This window comes from Pyxidicoccus xibeiensis, from assembly GCF_024198175.1.
GTDB classification, from domain to species: domain Bacteria; phylum Myxococcota; class Myxococcia; order Myxococcales; family Myxococcaceae; genus Myxococcus; species Myxococcus xibeiensis.
The window spans coordinates 69,863-84,397 of sequence record NZ_JAJVKV010000015.1 but is presented as its reverse complement, the minus strand read 5'-3'; the positions used below and the strand labels follow the sequence as shown (position 1 = coordinate 84,397).

At 68.3% G+C, this 14,535-nt stretch carries 10 protein-coding genes and 1 pseudogene; 9 read left to right on the top strand and 2 right to left on the bottom strand.

What is annotated here, in order from left to right; translation table 11 throughout:
- Positions 1 to 139: 139 nt before the first annotated feature.
- On the bottom strand, positions 140 to 1,786 hold the full coding sequence (gene ffh / locus LXT23_RS40730; RefSeq protein WP_253985861.1) for a signal recognition particle protein: 1,647 nt from the start codon (positions 1,784 to 1,786) through the stop codon (positions 140 to 142).
- Positions 1,787 to 2,084: 298 nt separating this feature from the next.
- Positions 2,085 to 2,284, bottom strand: a pseudogene (locus tag LXT23_RS40725) (ISKra4-like element ISMfu2 family transposase); the annotation flags it as partial.
- Between the two features lie 642 nt (positions 2,285 to 2,926).
- Between LXT23_RS40725 and sbnA the strand changes: the two are divergent.
- The 9 genes from sbnA to LXT23_RS40680 are packed head-to-tail and all read left to right on the top strand — an operon-like array spanning position 2,927 to position 14,531.
- Positions 2,927 to 3,949: a 2,3-diaminopropionate biosynthesis protein SbnA gene (sbnA, locus tag LXT23_RS40720; protein WP_253985860.1), complete on the top strand. Its 1,023-nt coding sequence runs from the start codon at positions 2,927 to 2,929 to the stop codon at positions 3,947 to 3,949.
- 20 nt (positions 3,950 to 3,969) lie between these two features.
- A complete protein-coding gene (gene sbnB / locus LXT23_RS40715; RefSeq protein WP_253985859.1) occupies positions 3,970 to 4,989 on the top strand; it encodes a 2,3-diaminopropionate biosynthesis protein SbnB in 1,020 nt (339 codons plus the stop codon).
- Positions 4,971 to 6,857 (top strand): IucA/IucC family protein, encoded by a 1,887-nt coding sequence (locus tag LXT23_RS40710; protein WP_253985858.1) that lies wholly within the window; start codon positions 4,971 to 4,973, stop codon positions 6,855 to 6,857. Before sbnB ends, LXT23_RS40710 begins: the two co-directional genes overlap by 19 nt.
- Complete coding sequence (locus LXT23_RS40705; protein ID WP_253985857.1) at positions 6,848 to 8,719, top strand: IucA/IucC family protein; 1,872 nt, start codon at positions 6,848 to 6,850, stop codon at positions 8,717 to 8,719. Before LXT23_RS40710 ends, LXT23_RS40705 begins: the two co-directional genes overlap by 10 nt.
- The gene (locus tag LXT23_RS40700; RefSeq protein ID WP_253985856.1) at positions 8,716 to 9,525 is read left to right on the top strand and encodes an HpcH/HpaI aldolase family protein; all 810 of its coding nucleotides are present in this window, start codon (positions 8,716 to 8,718) and stop codon (positions 9,523 to 9,525) included. The genes LXT23_RS40705 and LXT23_RS40700 overlap by 4 nt, the downstream gene beginning before the upstream one ends.
- A complete protein-coding gene (locus LXT23_RS40695) occupies positions 9,522 to 10,721 on the top strand; it encodes a type III PLP-dependent enzyme (protein ID WP_253985855.1) in 1,200 nt (399 codons plus the stop codon). The genes LXT23_RS40700 and LXT23_RS40695 overlap by 4 nt, the downstream gene beginning before the upstream one ends.
- The gene (locus LXT23_RS40690; RefSeq protein WP_253985854.1) at positions 10,715 to 11,494 is read left to right on the top strand and encodes a ParB N-terminal domain-containing protein; all 780 of its coding nucleotides are present in this window, start codon (positions 10,715 to 10,717) and stop codon (positions 11,492 to 11,494) included. Before LXT23_RS40695 ends, LXT23_RS40690 begins: the two co-directional genes overlap by 7 nt.
- Positions 11,482 to 13,314: an IucA/IucC family protein gene (locus LXT23_RS40685; RefSeq protein ID WP_253985853.1), complete on the top strand. Its 1,833-nt coding sequence runs from the start codon at positions 11,482 to 11,484 to the stop codon at positions 13,312 to 13,314. The genes LXT23_RS40690 and LXT23_RS40685 overlap by 13 nt, the downstream gene beginning before the upstream one ends.
- On the top strand, positions 13,314 to 14,531 hold the full coding sequence (locus tag LXT23_RS40680) for an MFS transporter (protein ID WP_253985852.1): 1,218 nt from the start codon (positions 13,314 to 13,316) through the stop codon (positions 14,529 to 14,531). The genes LXT23_RS40685 and LXT23_RS40680 overlap by 1 nt, the downstream gene beginning before the upstream one ends.
- The last annotated feature ends 4 nt before the right edge of the window (positions 14,532 to 14,535 follow it).

Here is a 14,535-nt window from a genome sequence, read left to right as displayed (position 1 = left end):
CCCACCATCCCGTCCCCTGGACCTGCGTCCAGACCCCGGGACGCGCCGCTGCCCAAACCCCACAAACACGAACGCCCGCAGTCCCAAGAGCACCTCGGGACGCGGGCGTTGGATGCCGCGGGGACGTGAAGCCTGTCGCCTACCGCTTCTTGCGGTTCTTCTTCTTGTTCTCCTTCTCCCGCTTGCGGCGCTCCTTGATGGCGTCGCGGTCCTCCGGCTTGCCGGCGGCGGAAGGAGGGGCGTAGCCCATGAGGCGGGCCTTGGCCATGGCGGCCTGGCCCATGGGCGGGGTGTAGCCGGGGGCCACCTGGGGCATCTGCATGGGCATGCCCATGCCGGGCATCCCGCCGCCCATCATCTTCTCCATCATCTTCGGGTCGCCGCCGAACATGCTGGACAGGTCCATGTTCTTCATCTGCGACAACTGACCCAGTTGCTTGAAGCCGGGGATGCGGCCCAGGAGGCCCGGGTTCTGGCCGATGGTGCCCATCACCTGCTGCATCATCCCGAACTTCTGGAGGAGCTCGCGCACCTCCTCGACCTTCCGGCCGCTGCCCTTGGCGATGCGGCCGATGCGGCTGTTGTTGATGATGTCTGGGCGCAGGCGCTCCTTCTGCGTCATCGAGTCGTACATCGCCTCGATTTTCGTGAGCTCCTTCTCGTCCGGGTTGAGGTGCTCGGTGAGGTCACCGAAGAGCGGGAATTTCTCCAGCAGGTCCTTCAGCGGGCCCATCTTCCGGACCATGCGGATCTGCTCGACGAAGTCCTTCATCGAGAACTGGCCGGACAGGAGCTTCTTCGCGTCCTCCTCGGCCTTCTTCTCGTCGACGACCTTCTCGAAGTCCTTCATCAGGCCGACGATGTCGCCGAACCCGAGGATGCGGCCCGCGAGGCCGTCCGGACGGAACTCCTCCAGCTTGTCCATCGACTCGCCCATGCCGAGGAACTTGATGGGCTTGCCGGTGACTTCCTTGATGGAGAGCGCCGCGCCGCCACGGGCGTCACCGTCCAGCTTGGTGAGGATGAAGCCGTCCAGCGTCAGGCGCCGGTCGAACTCGGCCGCGGTGCGCACGGCGTCCTGGCCAATCATCGCGTCGCACACCAGGAGGATGTTGTCGGGCTGGACGGTGGCCTTGATGGCCTCCAGCTCCGTCATCAGCGTCTCGTCGATGGCGAGCCGGCCGGCGGTGTCGATGAGCACCACGTCGCACTTCAGCTCGCGCGCGGCGGCGTAGCCCCGCCTGGCCAGCTCGGGCGGCTGGATGCCGGGCTCGTGGTAGACGGGGACCTTGAGCCGCTCACCGAGGACCTTCAGCTGGTCCACGGCGGCGGGGCGGTAGATGTCCGCGGCGACGAGCAGCGGCTTGCGCCCCTGCTGGAGGAGCCGGTTGGCGAGCTTGCCGGTCGTGGTCGTCTTACCGGAGCCCTGGAGGCCCACCATCATGATGCCGGACAGCTGGCCCTTGGGCTTGAGCTGGAGGCTGGTGTCCACCGGTCCCATCAGGGACTCCAGCTCGTCGTGGCACACCTTGATGAAGTGGTCCATCGGGCTGACCTTGCGTTTCTGGCCAGCCTTGTCGGTGACGGTCGTCTGCACCAGCTCACCCACGGCCTTCTCGCGGACGCGGGCGACGAACTTCTTCACCACGTCGAAGGCCACGTCGGCCTCGAGGAGGGAGACGCGGATATCCCGGAGCGACTCGTCGACCAGCTCCGGGGTGAGCTCGCTCTTGCCGGCGAGGCGGTTCTTGGCGGCGCGGAAGCCCTTGGTGACGGTCTCGAGCATGGGGGCGCTTTATAACAGGGGAGGGCGGGATGCGACGGTGGACCGCATCCGGGCCGTCGAACAGTGAAGAGAAGGGCCGGCGGGCCCCACCGCGAAGGGCGGCAGGGGCCAGACCACCTGAATTCTTCAACGCCTTTCGGGGGTTGGCGCATCCCCCGGGTACGGGGGCCCTGCTCCCGGGGGGGGCCGGGCCGGGGGATCGGTGCGCGCGAGCCTGGCCGTGGGGCATCCGGGCGTGGGGGAGGGCGGGGCCCTGTTCGAGGGCTTTGCCGGGAGCGGGACAGGCCCTGTAGGGGGGCGCGCCGAGCTTCTCCATGAGGTGCCAGTAGTCCACCAGGCGCACGGGGTTGCGCGCCACGGGGGCGTGGCTGGCAAGTGCCTCGTCCAGCAGGGCGTGCAACTCCGGGGCGCCGCCGGTGAGGACGACGACAGCGAGGCGGGGGCGCGTGTCAGCAGCGCCTGGATGTCCAGGGCGAGTCGCTCGGCGAGTTGGGTGGCCACCGAGACTCGGTCCAGGCTGAGGCTATAGGCCCCCTCGGGCACCTCACGCCCCTTGGCCAGGCACCCTCCCGAGCCGCAGCCGCCGTCGCCTTCAGCTTGGCTTCCATGGCGCGCAGCTTCTCTGCAACCTCCCCTGGTACATCCAGAATCACCTTCGGCATCGGCAGACCTCCGGTGGTGTAACCCACCAGAATCTTGCTCCACTGCCGCCAGCCAACCCGCCTACCTGTTGCTGCATTGATAGTTCATCCGACGCTCAGGGTCGGCTCCACTGCCGTTTGATGACTACAATCGCTGCCACCCGACCGGGGCCTCAAGATGCAGTAACCCCGCGAGTTCTACACTGCCAACTCTCAACCCTGAGCTGTCTGGTTTGACGTGGGCAACTCCAATCGGCTGAACCCATTCACGTGACAACTTCCTTGACGCTCACCGCACCCTGCGCCCTGCACGTGGTGTCGGAGTGTCACCGTCGCGTCTCAGCTCGTTGCTCGAGCCATCGCCGCGCGTCCAAACGTTTCTTGACAGCTCCGCTCGAACCGGGATACCTGTTTACCCCGAAACGATTTTGAGAATCGTTATCATTATCAAATTCCAGTCCGGCGCGAAGTGGTGCCCGGGATCTGAAGGGTTCCATCCATGGTCCATGACTCCGTGGCCAGTTGCATTGGCAAGACGCCGTTGGTCCACCTCCGCCGGCTGTTCCCGCCCGAGCGTGGGCCCTCGGTCATCGCGAAGCTCGAGTTGCTCAACCCGGGTGGGAGCGTGAAGGACCGGCCCGCACGCTTCATCGTCGAGCAGGGGTTGAAGGACGGCACCATTCGTCAGGGGACGCACCTGGTCGAGAGCACGTCCGGGAATCTAGGCATTGCCCTGGCGATGGTGGCACGCATCCATGGGCTGACCTTCACCAGCGTGGTGGACCCGAAGATTTCGCAGACCAACCTGCGCATCCTGAAGTCCTTCGGCGCCCGCATCGACATGGTCACCGAGCCGGACGACCAGGGCGGCTACCTGAAGACTCGCATTCGTCGGGTGCAAGAGCTGCTGGCAACGATGCCCGGCAGCGTGTGGATCAACCAGTACGCGAACGAGCTCAACTGGCAGGCACACTTCCACGGCGCGGGCAGCGAAATCGTCGAGGAACTCGACGCTCCCATCGACTACCTGGTGGCTTCGGTGAGCACCACCGGCACCATCCTGGGGCTCGCAAGGCGGCTCCGGAAGGAATTCCCGCGGCTGCGCGTCATCGCGGTGGACGCGGTGGGCTCCGTCATCTTCGGCACGCAGCCGGCCCCACGAGATTTGCCTGGCATTGGCTCGAGCCGCGTCCCCGAGCTGCTGTGCAGAGAGGAAATCGACGAGTTCATCCTGGTCAACGACTGGGAGTCCGTCATGGGGTGTCGCGAGCTGCTCACCCATGAGGGCATCTTCGCCGGCGGGTCCTCGGGGGCGGTTGTCGCCGCCATCCGCAAGCTCGAGCCCACGTTGCCCGCTGGCAGCCGGGTGCTGACCCTGTTTCCAGACCGAGGGGAGCGCTACCTGGACCTGCTCTCCGACGAAGACTGGCTGTCGAAAATCCGCCTCCGCGCCGAGCAGCAGGTCCCCATGACAGTCCCGCATCCCCTGTCCATTCCCCCACGCAAGGCGCAATCCGCCTGAGTGAGAAGGAGCGCATCCTCATGACCCCCCGCACGAAGGGGCTGCTCTACCTGAGCAAGTCCGACATCCTCCACCTGGGAGGCGACACCTCCACTCTGTACGTGGACGCCATCCACCACGCACTGTCCCGCCACGCGGCTAAAGAATTCGTCCAGCCGCTGAAGCCATACCTGCGCTGGCGCGGCGCCGAGGGGCACATCGCCGACCGCATCATCGCCATGCCTGCCTACCTGGGCGGCGCGGCGCCCATGGCGGGGCTGAAGTGGATTGGCAGCAAGCACGACAACCCCTCCCGCCACGGGCTGGAGCGCGCCAGCGCGCTCATCGTGCTCAACGACGCCGAGACGCACTACCCCATCGCCATCATGGAGGGCAGCCTCATCTCAGGGATGCGCACCGCCGCGGTGACCGCCGTGGCGGCTCGCTTCCTCGCGCGCGAGGGATTCCAGCACGTGGCCTGTATCGGGTGCGGTCCCATCGCCCGGATGCAGCTCACGACACTCCTCGAGCAGTTCCCTTCCATCGCCATCATCTCCCTCTTCGACCTCTCACCGGTCGCCTCCGCGCGGCTCCGGGAGGAGCTGCAGCAGCGCTTCCCGCGGGTGGAGTTCCTCATCGCCGCGTCCGCGGAGCAGGCCATCCGGCGCGCGGAGATGGTGGTGACCTGCACCGTCGCGGCCGAGCCGTACATCCCGTTCGAGTGGCTGGCCCGAGGCACGTTCGTCAGCAACGTCTCCATCATGGACGTGCACAAGGAGGTGTTCCTCCAGGTGGACAAGGTCGTGGTGGACGACTGGGAGCAGTCCAACCGCGAGAAGAAGACCATCAACCAGCTCGTGCTCGAGGGCCGCTTCTCGCGAGAGCAGCTCCATGCGGAGCTGGGGGAAATCGTCATCGGCCGGCGCCCGGGGCGTGAGTCGGCGGACGAAATCATCCTCCTCAACCCGATGGGGATGGCCATCGAGGACATCGCGTGCGCCCAGGCCGTCTACCAGAAGGCCGTCGATGCCGAGGTCGGAACGTGGCTGAGCCTCGAGTGACTCCGCCCTCGCCAGTGCCGGCCATGGCCCCACGGCCCCCATCCGGGTATGCCCTGGCCGAACACGCTGCCACCGAGCGGCTGCTCAACAGCTATTTGCGCGAGACGGGCCTCGCAACTCCTCGCATCACCCTGGAGCAACTGCGGGCACTGCCCCTCCCCAGCGGCCTCCACGAGGAGCTGTGCGCGGATGGCTGCCCGTTGCGTGTAGAGCTCCCCCGCACGGGGCAGCTCCTCCTCGGTACGCTGCGCCGCGGCTCGCCTTCGGGCCACCACCGGTACGGCCCCGTTCTCTGGCAATGCTCGGCAACGGGTGTGCCGGGCCGCAGGGTGGACGGTGCCCTGCACCTGGCGCGAATCCTCGTGGCGGAGCTGGCCAGCGAGGAGGCGGAGCCCGTCGTCCGCGAGCGGCGCATGGACGCCCTGCTTCGCCACATCCAGAACAGCGTCGACAAGACCGCGCTGTACCTGGACCGGAGCGCGCAGCGCGAGCCATGGCCGTCGGACGGCGAAGGCCCCAGTGCCTTTCTGGCCGCCGAACAGCGCATCCTCTTCGGACACCCGTTCCATCCGACGCCGAAGAGCTCGGAGGGCTTCACCCCTTCGGACCTGGAGCAATACGCGCCAGAGCTGGGGGCCACCTTCCCGCTCCACTACCTGGCTGCGTCGCCGGAGCTCATCGAGGAGGATTTCCTGCCAGGGGCAGGGGAGAACGTCCTGCCGGCGGCGGTCCGTGAGGAGGCCGCCGCGCTGCTGACTTCCACCCACGGCGGGTGGAGCCTGCTCCCGTGCCACCCCTGGCAGGTGCGTCACCTGCACGGCCTTCCCGGGTTCCGGCGGCTGCTCGAGGAGCAACGCGTGGTCCACCTCGGGCCTCTTGGGAAGAGCGTCCACCCCACCTCGTCGGTGCGCACCGTGCTCGCGGAAGGGGACCCCTTCTTCTTCAAGCTTCCGCTCGGCGTTCGAATCACCAACATGGTGCGCGTCAACCCGCCGGAGCAGCTTCAGCGCAGCCTGGGCATCAGCCGCGTGGTCGCGCTGCTCCAGGCACGGGCGCCTCAGCCGGACTTCTCCATCCTCCTCGAGACGGGCTACCGCGCGCTCGCTCCCCGGGACTGGGCACCCGAGGAGCGGCACGCCCTCGCCGAGCACACGGCGGTGCTGTTCCGCGATGCGCGTCCCTGCGCCCAGACCCCCGCGCCCCTGGTGGTCGCGGCGCTGCTGGAGCCCGCTCCCGGCCACGGCGAGCCGGCCATCATGCGGGCCGTCCGGAGGGCCACGGGAGTCGCTTCTGGCCCCTTGAAGCCCTTGGGCGTGGAGGCCTGGCTTCGGCGCTATCTCCAGATCTCCATGATGCCGCTGCTGCGGCTCTTCATCGAGGAAGGGCTCAGCCTCGAAGCCCACGTGCAGAACTCGCTGTTGACCCTGAAGGACGGGTGGCCGGAGCGCTTCCTCGTGCGCGACCTCGAGGGCGCGAGCCTGAGCCGTGACCGCGCGGCGGCGCGGGGGTTCCACGACGCCGGTTGCCTGACAGAGACCCACTCGGCGCTCTACGACGACACAGAGGCGTGGCAGCGGCTCGCGTACTACTTCTTCGTCAACCACCTGAGCCACCTGCTCGTGACTCTGGCCCTCCACGGCTCGAGTGACGAGCCCAGGCTCTGGAAGGTGGTGCGGAACGTCCTCGAGAGCAACGCCCTCTCGCTCCGCGCGACGGGTGGCGCGCCCTACCTGGAAGCGCTCCTCGCCGGGCCCACCCTCCCGGCCAAGGCCAACCTGACCAGTCGCTTCCGGGAGCGGGGGGAGCGACCGCTCTACCTCGACGTCCCCAACCCCATTCGTGAGCAGGAGGTGCCCCGATGGAGCTGACGGCACGCGCTCCCAGCGGTGACGCCGGAGTGTCACTTTCCCAGGACCTGTTGGACCTGGAAGCGGCCCTCCGGTCCGAGCAGTTCATCAAGGTGCGGCGGCGCATCTTCCGGCAGTTGGTGGAAGCACTCCTCTACGAGGGAGCGCTTCAGCCGGAGAGTGAGCCGGACGGCGAGCAGCTGCGCTTCCGGTTCCACGGGGAGGATGATGCGGGCAGGCCTGTCCGCTACGAGTGCCAGGGGCGGCGCCGCTGGAGCTTCGAGCGCATCCGACTCGGCCCCGGCCCCATCCTGCGTGTCCATGGAGGCGAGGTGGGCGAGGCGGAGTCCTTCGCGCGGTTCCTCTCGGAGCTGCGTGCGTCCCTCGGCGCAGACCCGGAGCGCCTGGCGCACTTCGTCCACGAGCTGGAGCAGACGCACCTCAAGGACACGCTCGCGCAGCATCGGCGGAGCCGCGCTGGCCGCACCCTGCGGAGCCTCCCCTACGACGCGCTCGAGGGCGAGCTGATGGACGGCCACCCCTACCACCCGTCCTACAAGTCCCGCATCGGCTTCGACGCCGTGGACCACCTCTCCTTTGGCCCGGAGTTCACGCCCGAGCTGCGGCCGCTGTGGCTCGCGGCCCACCGGGAGTGGACCCGCGGCACGGCCTCCGCCGGGACGGAGCCCCGGAAGCTCCTCGCCCGCGAGCTGACGGAGGCCACGCGGACGCGCTTCCGTCGGATGCTCCTCGAGCGGGGCCTGGCCCCCGATGACTACGTCCTCCTCCCCGTCCACCCCTGGCAGTGGCGGGAGCAGGTCCTCTCCACACTCTTCCCGGAGCTGCGGGACGCCCGCCTCGTGATGCTCGGGGAGGCGGATGACTTCTACACGCCCCAGCAGTCCATCCGGACCCTCGCCAACCGCAGCCACCCGGAGAATGCGTCCCTCAAGCTGGCGTTGAGCATCCTCAACACCTCCACCGCGCGCACCCTCGCGTCGCACACCGTGGAGAACGCGGCTCCCATCTCCGACTGGCTCTCCGGCATCGCTCGCGAGGACACCTACCTCCGGGACGAGCTGCGGACCGTCCTCCTCCGGGAGGTGCTGGGCATCTCCTTCGAAGCGCAGCGCCCGGAGCCGCTGCGGGCGCGGACCTCCGGCATCCTCGCGTGCATCTGGCGAGAGAGCCTCCACCCCTTCCTCGACGCCGGCGAGGAGGCGCTGCCCTTCACCGGCCTGTGCCACCTCGACGCCGATGGCCGCCCGCTGATTGAGCCGTGGGTGCGGCGGTTCGGGCCGGAGCCGTGGGTGCGTCAGCTCCTGGAGGTGAGCGTCCTGCCGCTCATCCACCTGCTGTATGCGCATGGCATCGCGCTCGAGGCCCATGCGCAGAACATGGTCCTGCTCCACGCCGGAGGGCTCCCTCGGCGGGTGGCGCTCAAGGACTTCCACGACGGCATCCGCTTCTCGCCAGCCCACCTCGCCCACCCGGAGCGAAGGCCCGTGCTCCGCGCCACGCCGGCCTCCCACGCGCGCGTGAACCGCAACTCGTACATCCAGACAGAGGACCCGGCGGAGGTCCGCGACTTCGTCCACGACGCGTTCTTCTTCATCAACCTGGGAGAGCTCGCGCTCTTCCTCGCGGACCACCTCGGCTTCGAGGAGCGCCATTTCTGGGGGCTCGCGCGCGAGGTCATCCTCGCATACCAGCGCCGCTTTCCCGCGCACCGGGAGCGCTTCGCCCTCTTCGACCTCTTCGCGCCAACCACCCAGGTCGAGCAGCTCGCCCTGCGCCGCCTGTACCCGGACACCGAGGTGCGCATGCACCCCGTACGCAACGCGCTCGCGCCCCAGGAGGGCATGGAGGCGGTACACCGATGATTCGACCCAACAAGCTGAAGCAGGCGTTCGCGAAGCAGCATCCCGTCTTCGGCATCTTCTGCTCCACCCCCTCGCCGATGGTGGTGGAGATGATTGGCTGCGCGGGATTCGACTTCGTCATCATCGACACCGAGCACACGCTGGTGAACCCGGAGACGCTGGAGAACATGGTGCGTGCGGCGGAGGTCGTCGGGCTGACGCCGCTGGTTCGGGTGTCGGAGAACGCCCCGGGGCCCATCCTGCGGGCGCTCGATGCGGGAGCGCAGGGCGTGGTGGTGCCACGCGTGCGCGGGGCCGCGGACGCCGAGCGGGCGGTGCGAGCGAGCCGCTACCACCCGGAGGGTGAGCGCGGCATGGGGACCGGACGGGCGGCGCGCTTCGGAGGGGTGAACCTCCAGGAATACGTCAAGCAGGCGAACGCCGAGACGCTGGTCGTGGTGATGATTGAAGACCAGGCAGGGGTGGAGGACATCGAAGCCATCCTCCAGGTGCCCGGCGTGGACCTCGTGCTCGAGGGCGCGGCGGACCTGTCGCAGTCGCTCGGCATTCCCTGGAGCACGCGCCACCCGCGGGTGCGCGAAGCCCTCTACCGGGTCCAGGCGGCGGCCCGCGCACGGGGCATCCCCTTCTGCGCCATCCCCAGGGCGATGGAAGACTCCCTCTCCTGGTGGCAGCAGGGGGTGCGGACGTTCGTCGTGGGTGACGAGCGCGGCGTGTCGTTCCGGGCCCTCCAGGCCCACCTGCGACCCTACCAGCAGCTATTGATGGAGCGTATGGAGCGTGACATCACCGAGGGTGCGCCATGACAGAGCTCAGCAAGGTGGTCCAATCCCTGAAAGCGGAGCGCTCTCACCCCCTGTGCGCTTACATCTACGACCTGGGGCACCTGAAGCGTCATGCCTCCCGGTGTATCGAAACGCTGCCTGCCACGTGCCGTCTCTTCTACGCCGTCAAGGCCAACTCGGAAGAGCCCATCCTGCGTGCGCTTGCCCCCATCGTGCACGGCTTCGAGGTCGCCTCGCTCGGGGAGGTGGAGAAGGTCCGGTCGGTGGCGCCGGACGCTCCCATCCTCTTCGGTGGCCCAGGAAAGACGGATGCGGAGATTGAGGGTGCCCTCCAGCACCGCGTCAGCCTGATTCACGTGGAGAGCGCGCATGAGCTCCGGCGGGTGGAGTACCTGGCGGGCAGGGCAGGGCGCGTGGCGGACGTCCTCTTGCGCGTCAACCTGCGCGGTCCGCTCCCCAGCGCGACGCTCTACATGGCGGGGAAGCCGACCCAGTTCGGCATCGATGAGGAGGACATCCCAGCGGTGATTGGACTGGCGAAGCGGTGCCAGCACGTGCGCCTGCGGGGGTTCCACTTCCACTCGATTTCGAACGACCTGGATGCGACGGGACATGCCCACCTCGTGGCCCACTACCTGCGGCTCACCCGGACCTGGGCCGCTCGGTTCTCCCTGGACATTGCCTACGTCAATGCGGGCGGCGGGCTCGGGGTCAACTACCACCAGCTCGACAAGCAGTTCGATTGGGATGCCTTCACCACGGAGCTGAACCAGCTGCTCCCCGACGAGTGTCCACCCGGCGCGTCCATCCTCTTCGAGTGCGGCCGGTACATGACGGCGGCGTGCGGCGCCTACGCGGTCGAGGTCCTCGATATCAAGCGAAACCACGGCAAGGATTACGTCATCGTCCGGGGCGGCACGCACCACTTCCGGTTGCCCTCTTCCTGGCAGCACAGCCATCCCTTCACGCTCGTCCCGTTGGAGGGGTGGACCTCCCCCATCGAGCGGCCGGAGCTGCGCGACGGAACCATCACCGTGGTGGGGCAGCTCTGCACGCCCAAGGATGTGCTCGCCTACGACGTCGCCGTGGAGCGGGTGCGCGTCGGCGATGTGCTCCTCTTCCTGTATGCGGGAGCGTACGGCTGGTCTATCTCACACCACGACTTCCTCAGCCATCCACACCCCGAGCAGATCTTCCTGGAGGGTGGGGCGTGCTGATGGCGGGGAAGTTGCCCGAGCTGCGGTTGATGCCCGTGGAGCGAGTGTGCATCCATGAAGGGCACGAGCCCAGCAGGCTCGACGAAACCTGTCGGGCCATCGCGGCCGAAGGCGTCCTCCGCCATCCCCTCCTGGGGACGCTGATGGCGGATGGGCGCGCGCTGATTCTAGACGGCGCGCACCGGACGCAGGCACTGCGGGAGCTCGGCTGCGTCCGTCTTCCCGTCCAGTGGGTCGAGCCTCGAGCATTCAGCCTCGAGGCCTGGACCCACCTCGTGCCCAAGGGCCCTTGGCTGACGGAGTTGCGGCGGAATCCTTCACTCAGGTGGAGCCAGGCGGTGGAGTGCGCGGGGCGCCTCCTCGCCGAGGTGGTGGATGACGCCGGGGTGCGCCATCCGGTCCACGCGGCCACGCCGGAACGAGACATCCTCTCCATCCTCCCGGCCTGGCAGCGCGTGGTCGAGGCATACACGGGCACGGGGGCGGTCCGGCGCGTGCCCGACGGAGCGGTCCATCACCCGGAACCCGGCATGGTGCTGCTCCGCTACCCCGCGTGCCCGCTCGAAGAAGTGGAGGCCGTCGTCTCGGCGGGGAGGCGGATGCCTCCCGGCGTCACGCGCTTCGTCGTGCAGGGGCGATACCTCAATCTGCGCATCCCGCTCGAGTTGCTGCGCAGCCCCGCCGACACCGAAGCGGAATGGAAGGCGCTCGTGGCGCACCGACTGGGGGCACTTCGTTTCTACGCCGAGGGAGTCTACCTGTGCGAAGCCTGACACGCGCGGCCGGGGAACGGCAGGTGATGACCGACCTGGTGAACACGCTGCTGGCCGAGGACCTCTTCGGGATTACAACCCGCAGCGAGCTGCACACCCGCGCCGCGGGGCCTTCCTCATCCCTCGCCGAGCGCGATGAGGCCTCCACGCATCTCTTGCGCTTCTGGGTGGAGCCCGGCAAGCGGTTCCTCCTCATTCCCATCACACCCGCGGTCACACAGCCGTATCGCACCTCCTCCGGCGCGGTCATCGAAGTGGAGTGCGAGCCCCATGTGGAGAGGCCGCTCTCCGCCGTCGACTTCCTGCGGGCCCTGGCCCGCGCTGCTCCTCACGAGGGCTCCGTGAGCCGTCTGTGTGACGAGCTTCGGCTGGCAGCCGCGCAAGGGGAGCTCTCCAACGGGGCGCTGGACACCCTTCCCGCGCCGCGGCTGACCTCCCTGCTCGACCTCGAGCGCTGGGCGGCGTTCCGCGACAGGCCATTTCACCCCGTGGCCAAGGCGAAGGTCGGATGGAACGAGGCCGAGTACCGTTGCTATGCCCCCGAGTTCCACCGGGAGGTCACCCTTCGATGGATGGCCGTGCGGCGGGACCATCTGCTCTTCGGGCGGGATGTCCAGGGCCGGAGTCCCTCTGAGCTGCTGCTCCCGGAGCCGGAGGCCAGGGCCGTCATGGCCGCCATGGAGCAGGCCGGCCTGAGTCCTGCGGACTACATGGCCCTGCCCGTCCACCCCTGGCAGATGGAGCGGATTCTTCCCCGCGAGCTCCAGCCGGAAGTGGCGGCGTCAATCTGTGTCCCGCTGCGGGTCGAGGCCGGAGGCTACGTCGCCAGCTCGTCACTTCGCTCCCTGGCGCCGGTCGGAGGGGGAGGCCGGCACGTCAAGCTGCCCATCGGCATCGAGTCGCTCGGCGCCATCCGCTCCCTCTCCGCCCTCTCCATGCGGAACGGCGAGCGGGGGCAGCAGTTGCTCCACCAGGTCTTGATGAAGGATTCCATTCTCCGGGAGCGCCTCCACCTCTGCGATGAGGCGGTCTGGTTTGCCTTCTACCCACCGGGCAGCGACTGGTGGGAAGACCGGCCGCGGCACCTCTCCTGCCTCATCCGGGAGTACCCGGCGCGGCTGCTGGGCGACAGTCGAGTTCAGCTCGTCCCCATGTCCGCGTTGGCTCAACCCGGAACAGCCTCACACGCACACCTCTTCACGTCCTGGCTGGCGCGACGGGGCCAGGGCAGCGCGAGCCGAGCGGAGGTGTTGGAGCTGTTCCGCTCGGTATCCACGCGGTTCCTCGGCCTCGCGATGCGCCTGCTGCGGCATGGTGTCCTTCCGGAGATTCACGGCCAGAACGTCTTGCTGGTGCTGAACGACGGTGAGGTGGAGGGGCTCCTGCTGAGGGACCATGACACCGTGCGGATTCACTCACCCTGGCTCCAGGAGGCGGGCCTCTCGGACCCACACTACGTCGTCAAGCCGGGCCGGCCGAACTCGCTCTACAACGAAACCCCGGAGGCGCTGATGGGGTACCTTCAGACGCTCGGGATTCAGGTCAATCTGTATGGCATTGCCGATGCGCTCTCCCGGAGCTACGCCATCCATGAGGCGGAGTTCTTCCGCGTGCTCGGGAGCAGTCTGTCCCAGGCGGTGGACAGCGCCGGCTTCTCCGTCGGTGCGCGAGCCGTAGTGGAGAAGGCGCTGTTCCAGGACCCGGAGTGGCCCGTCAAGATGGTGCTGGCGCCGTTGCTCGGCCGTTCCGGTCCTGCGGGGAGCAGCATGCCGTCCGGGTGGGGAAAGACGGGCAACCCCTTCAGGTGGATGGCACCCTGATGCAACTCGATGAACGGGAGCGCAACCTCCGGGTGCTCTGGGGCAGCCACTTTCTCTCCGTCACCAGCCTGTGCGTCATTGCCCCCCTGTTGCCGTTCTTTCTTCGCGAGCTCGGAGCCACAAGTCAGACATCGGCCCTGACGTGGAGCGGCTTCGCGCTGGCAGCCCCCGCGGTCTCCTATGCCGTGACTGCTCCGCTCTGGGGCAGGCTGGGTGACCGTTTGGGCCAGAAGTGGATGGTGGTCCGGGCGCTCGCGGGGCTTGCGCTGACGCTCATCCTCATGGGGTATGCCGAGACTCCGTTCCAGTTCCTCCTTCTCCGCCTCCTCCAGGGGGCGTTCGGCGGAGTGGTCAGCGCGGGCACGGCCCTGGCCTGCGCGCAGGCCTCGGCCGAGCGCCGGGGGCAGGTGCTCGGAAGGCTCGAGAGCGCCGTCGCGGCCGGCTCGCTATTGGGCCCCGTCATCGGTGGGGTGCTCATGGACTGGTGGAGCTTTCGCCACCTGTTGGTCCTCCTGGGAGGACTCCTCGCGCTCTCGGCGGTGGCCGCGGTGGGCTTGCTGAATGGAGCTCGCCCGGTGGCGAGCGTCGCTCGGGCCGGCATCTGGGGCACGTTTGGCCAGCTCCTGGGAGAGCGCCGCGTCCGGCGGTTCCTGCTGGCCGGCACTTGCGCCAACCTGGGCGTCTACGGGCTGGTGGCCATCCTCGCCGCACGAGTCACGGAGCTCTCACCACTGCACACCCCTACGGCCACCTGGGTGGGCGTCATGCAGGCAGTCACGTGGGCCGCCGCCCTGTTCGGGGCACCCTGGTGGGGGAGGAGAAACGACACCGCCTCGGTGGAGCGGAACTTCATCATCGCCTCGTTGCTCTGTGGGACTGGCGTCGCGCTCCAGGCCCTGCCGCTGGGCCTCGAGTGGCTCCTTCCCTGGCGTGCCTTGCAAGGGTTTGGCTTCAGCGCCCTGCTGCCCTCGGCCCTCCTCATCGTCTCGCAGGCGGCGCCCGAGTCGCAGCGCGGCGCTCACATCGGTGCCGCGAACAGCCTCCTGGTGGTGGGGCAGATCGGCGGCTCGCTCGTGAGCGCCTTCCTCGCCCGGAGCCTCAGCCCGGCGTGGATTTTCGTCACCATGTCGGCCTGCTTCGTGGCCGGGGCCGCCGCGGTGTGGGGGCCCCAGAAATCATCGGACACTGTCGCGCGGGAAGGAACGGTCCAGTCGTGAATGA

Bases quoted from the DNA above. Each gene is read 5' to 3' on its own strand.
- ffh (WP_253985861.1), bottom strand. From the start codon at position 1,786: ATGCTCGAGACCGTCACCAAGGGCTTCCGCGCCGCCAAGAACCGCCTC.
- sbnA (WP_253985860.1), top strand. From the start codon at position 2,927: ATGGTCCATGACTCCGTGGCCAGTTGCATTGGCAAGACGCCGTTGGTC.
- sbnB (WP_253985859.1), top strand. From the start codon at position 3,970: ATGACCCCCCGCACGAAGGGGCTGCTCTACCTGAGCAAGTCCGACATC.
- LXT23_RS40705 (WP_253985857.1), top strand. From the start codon at position 6,848: ATGGAGCTGACGGCACGCGCTCCCAGCGGTGACGCCGGAGTGTCACTT.
- LXT23_RS40700 (WP_253985856.1), top strand. From the start codon at position 8,716: ATGATTCGACCCAACAAGCTGAAGCAGGCGTTCGCGAAGCAGCATCCC.
- LXT23_RS40695 (WP_253985855.1), top strand. From the start codon at position 9,522: ATGACAGAGCTCAGCAAGGTGGTCCAATCCCTGAAAGCGGAGCGCTCT.
- LXT23_RS40680 (WP_253985852.1), top strand. From the start codon at position 13,314: ATGCAACTCGATGAACGGGAGCGCAACCTCCGGGTGCTCTGGGGCAGC.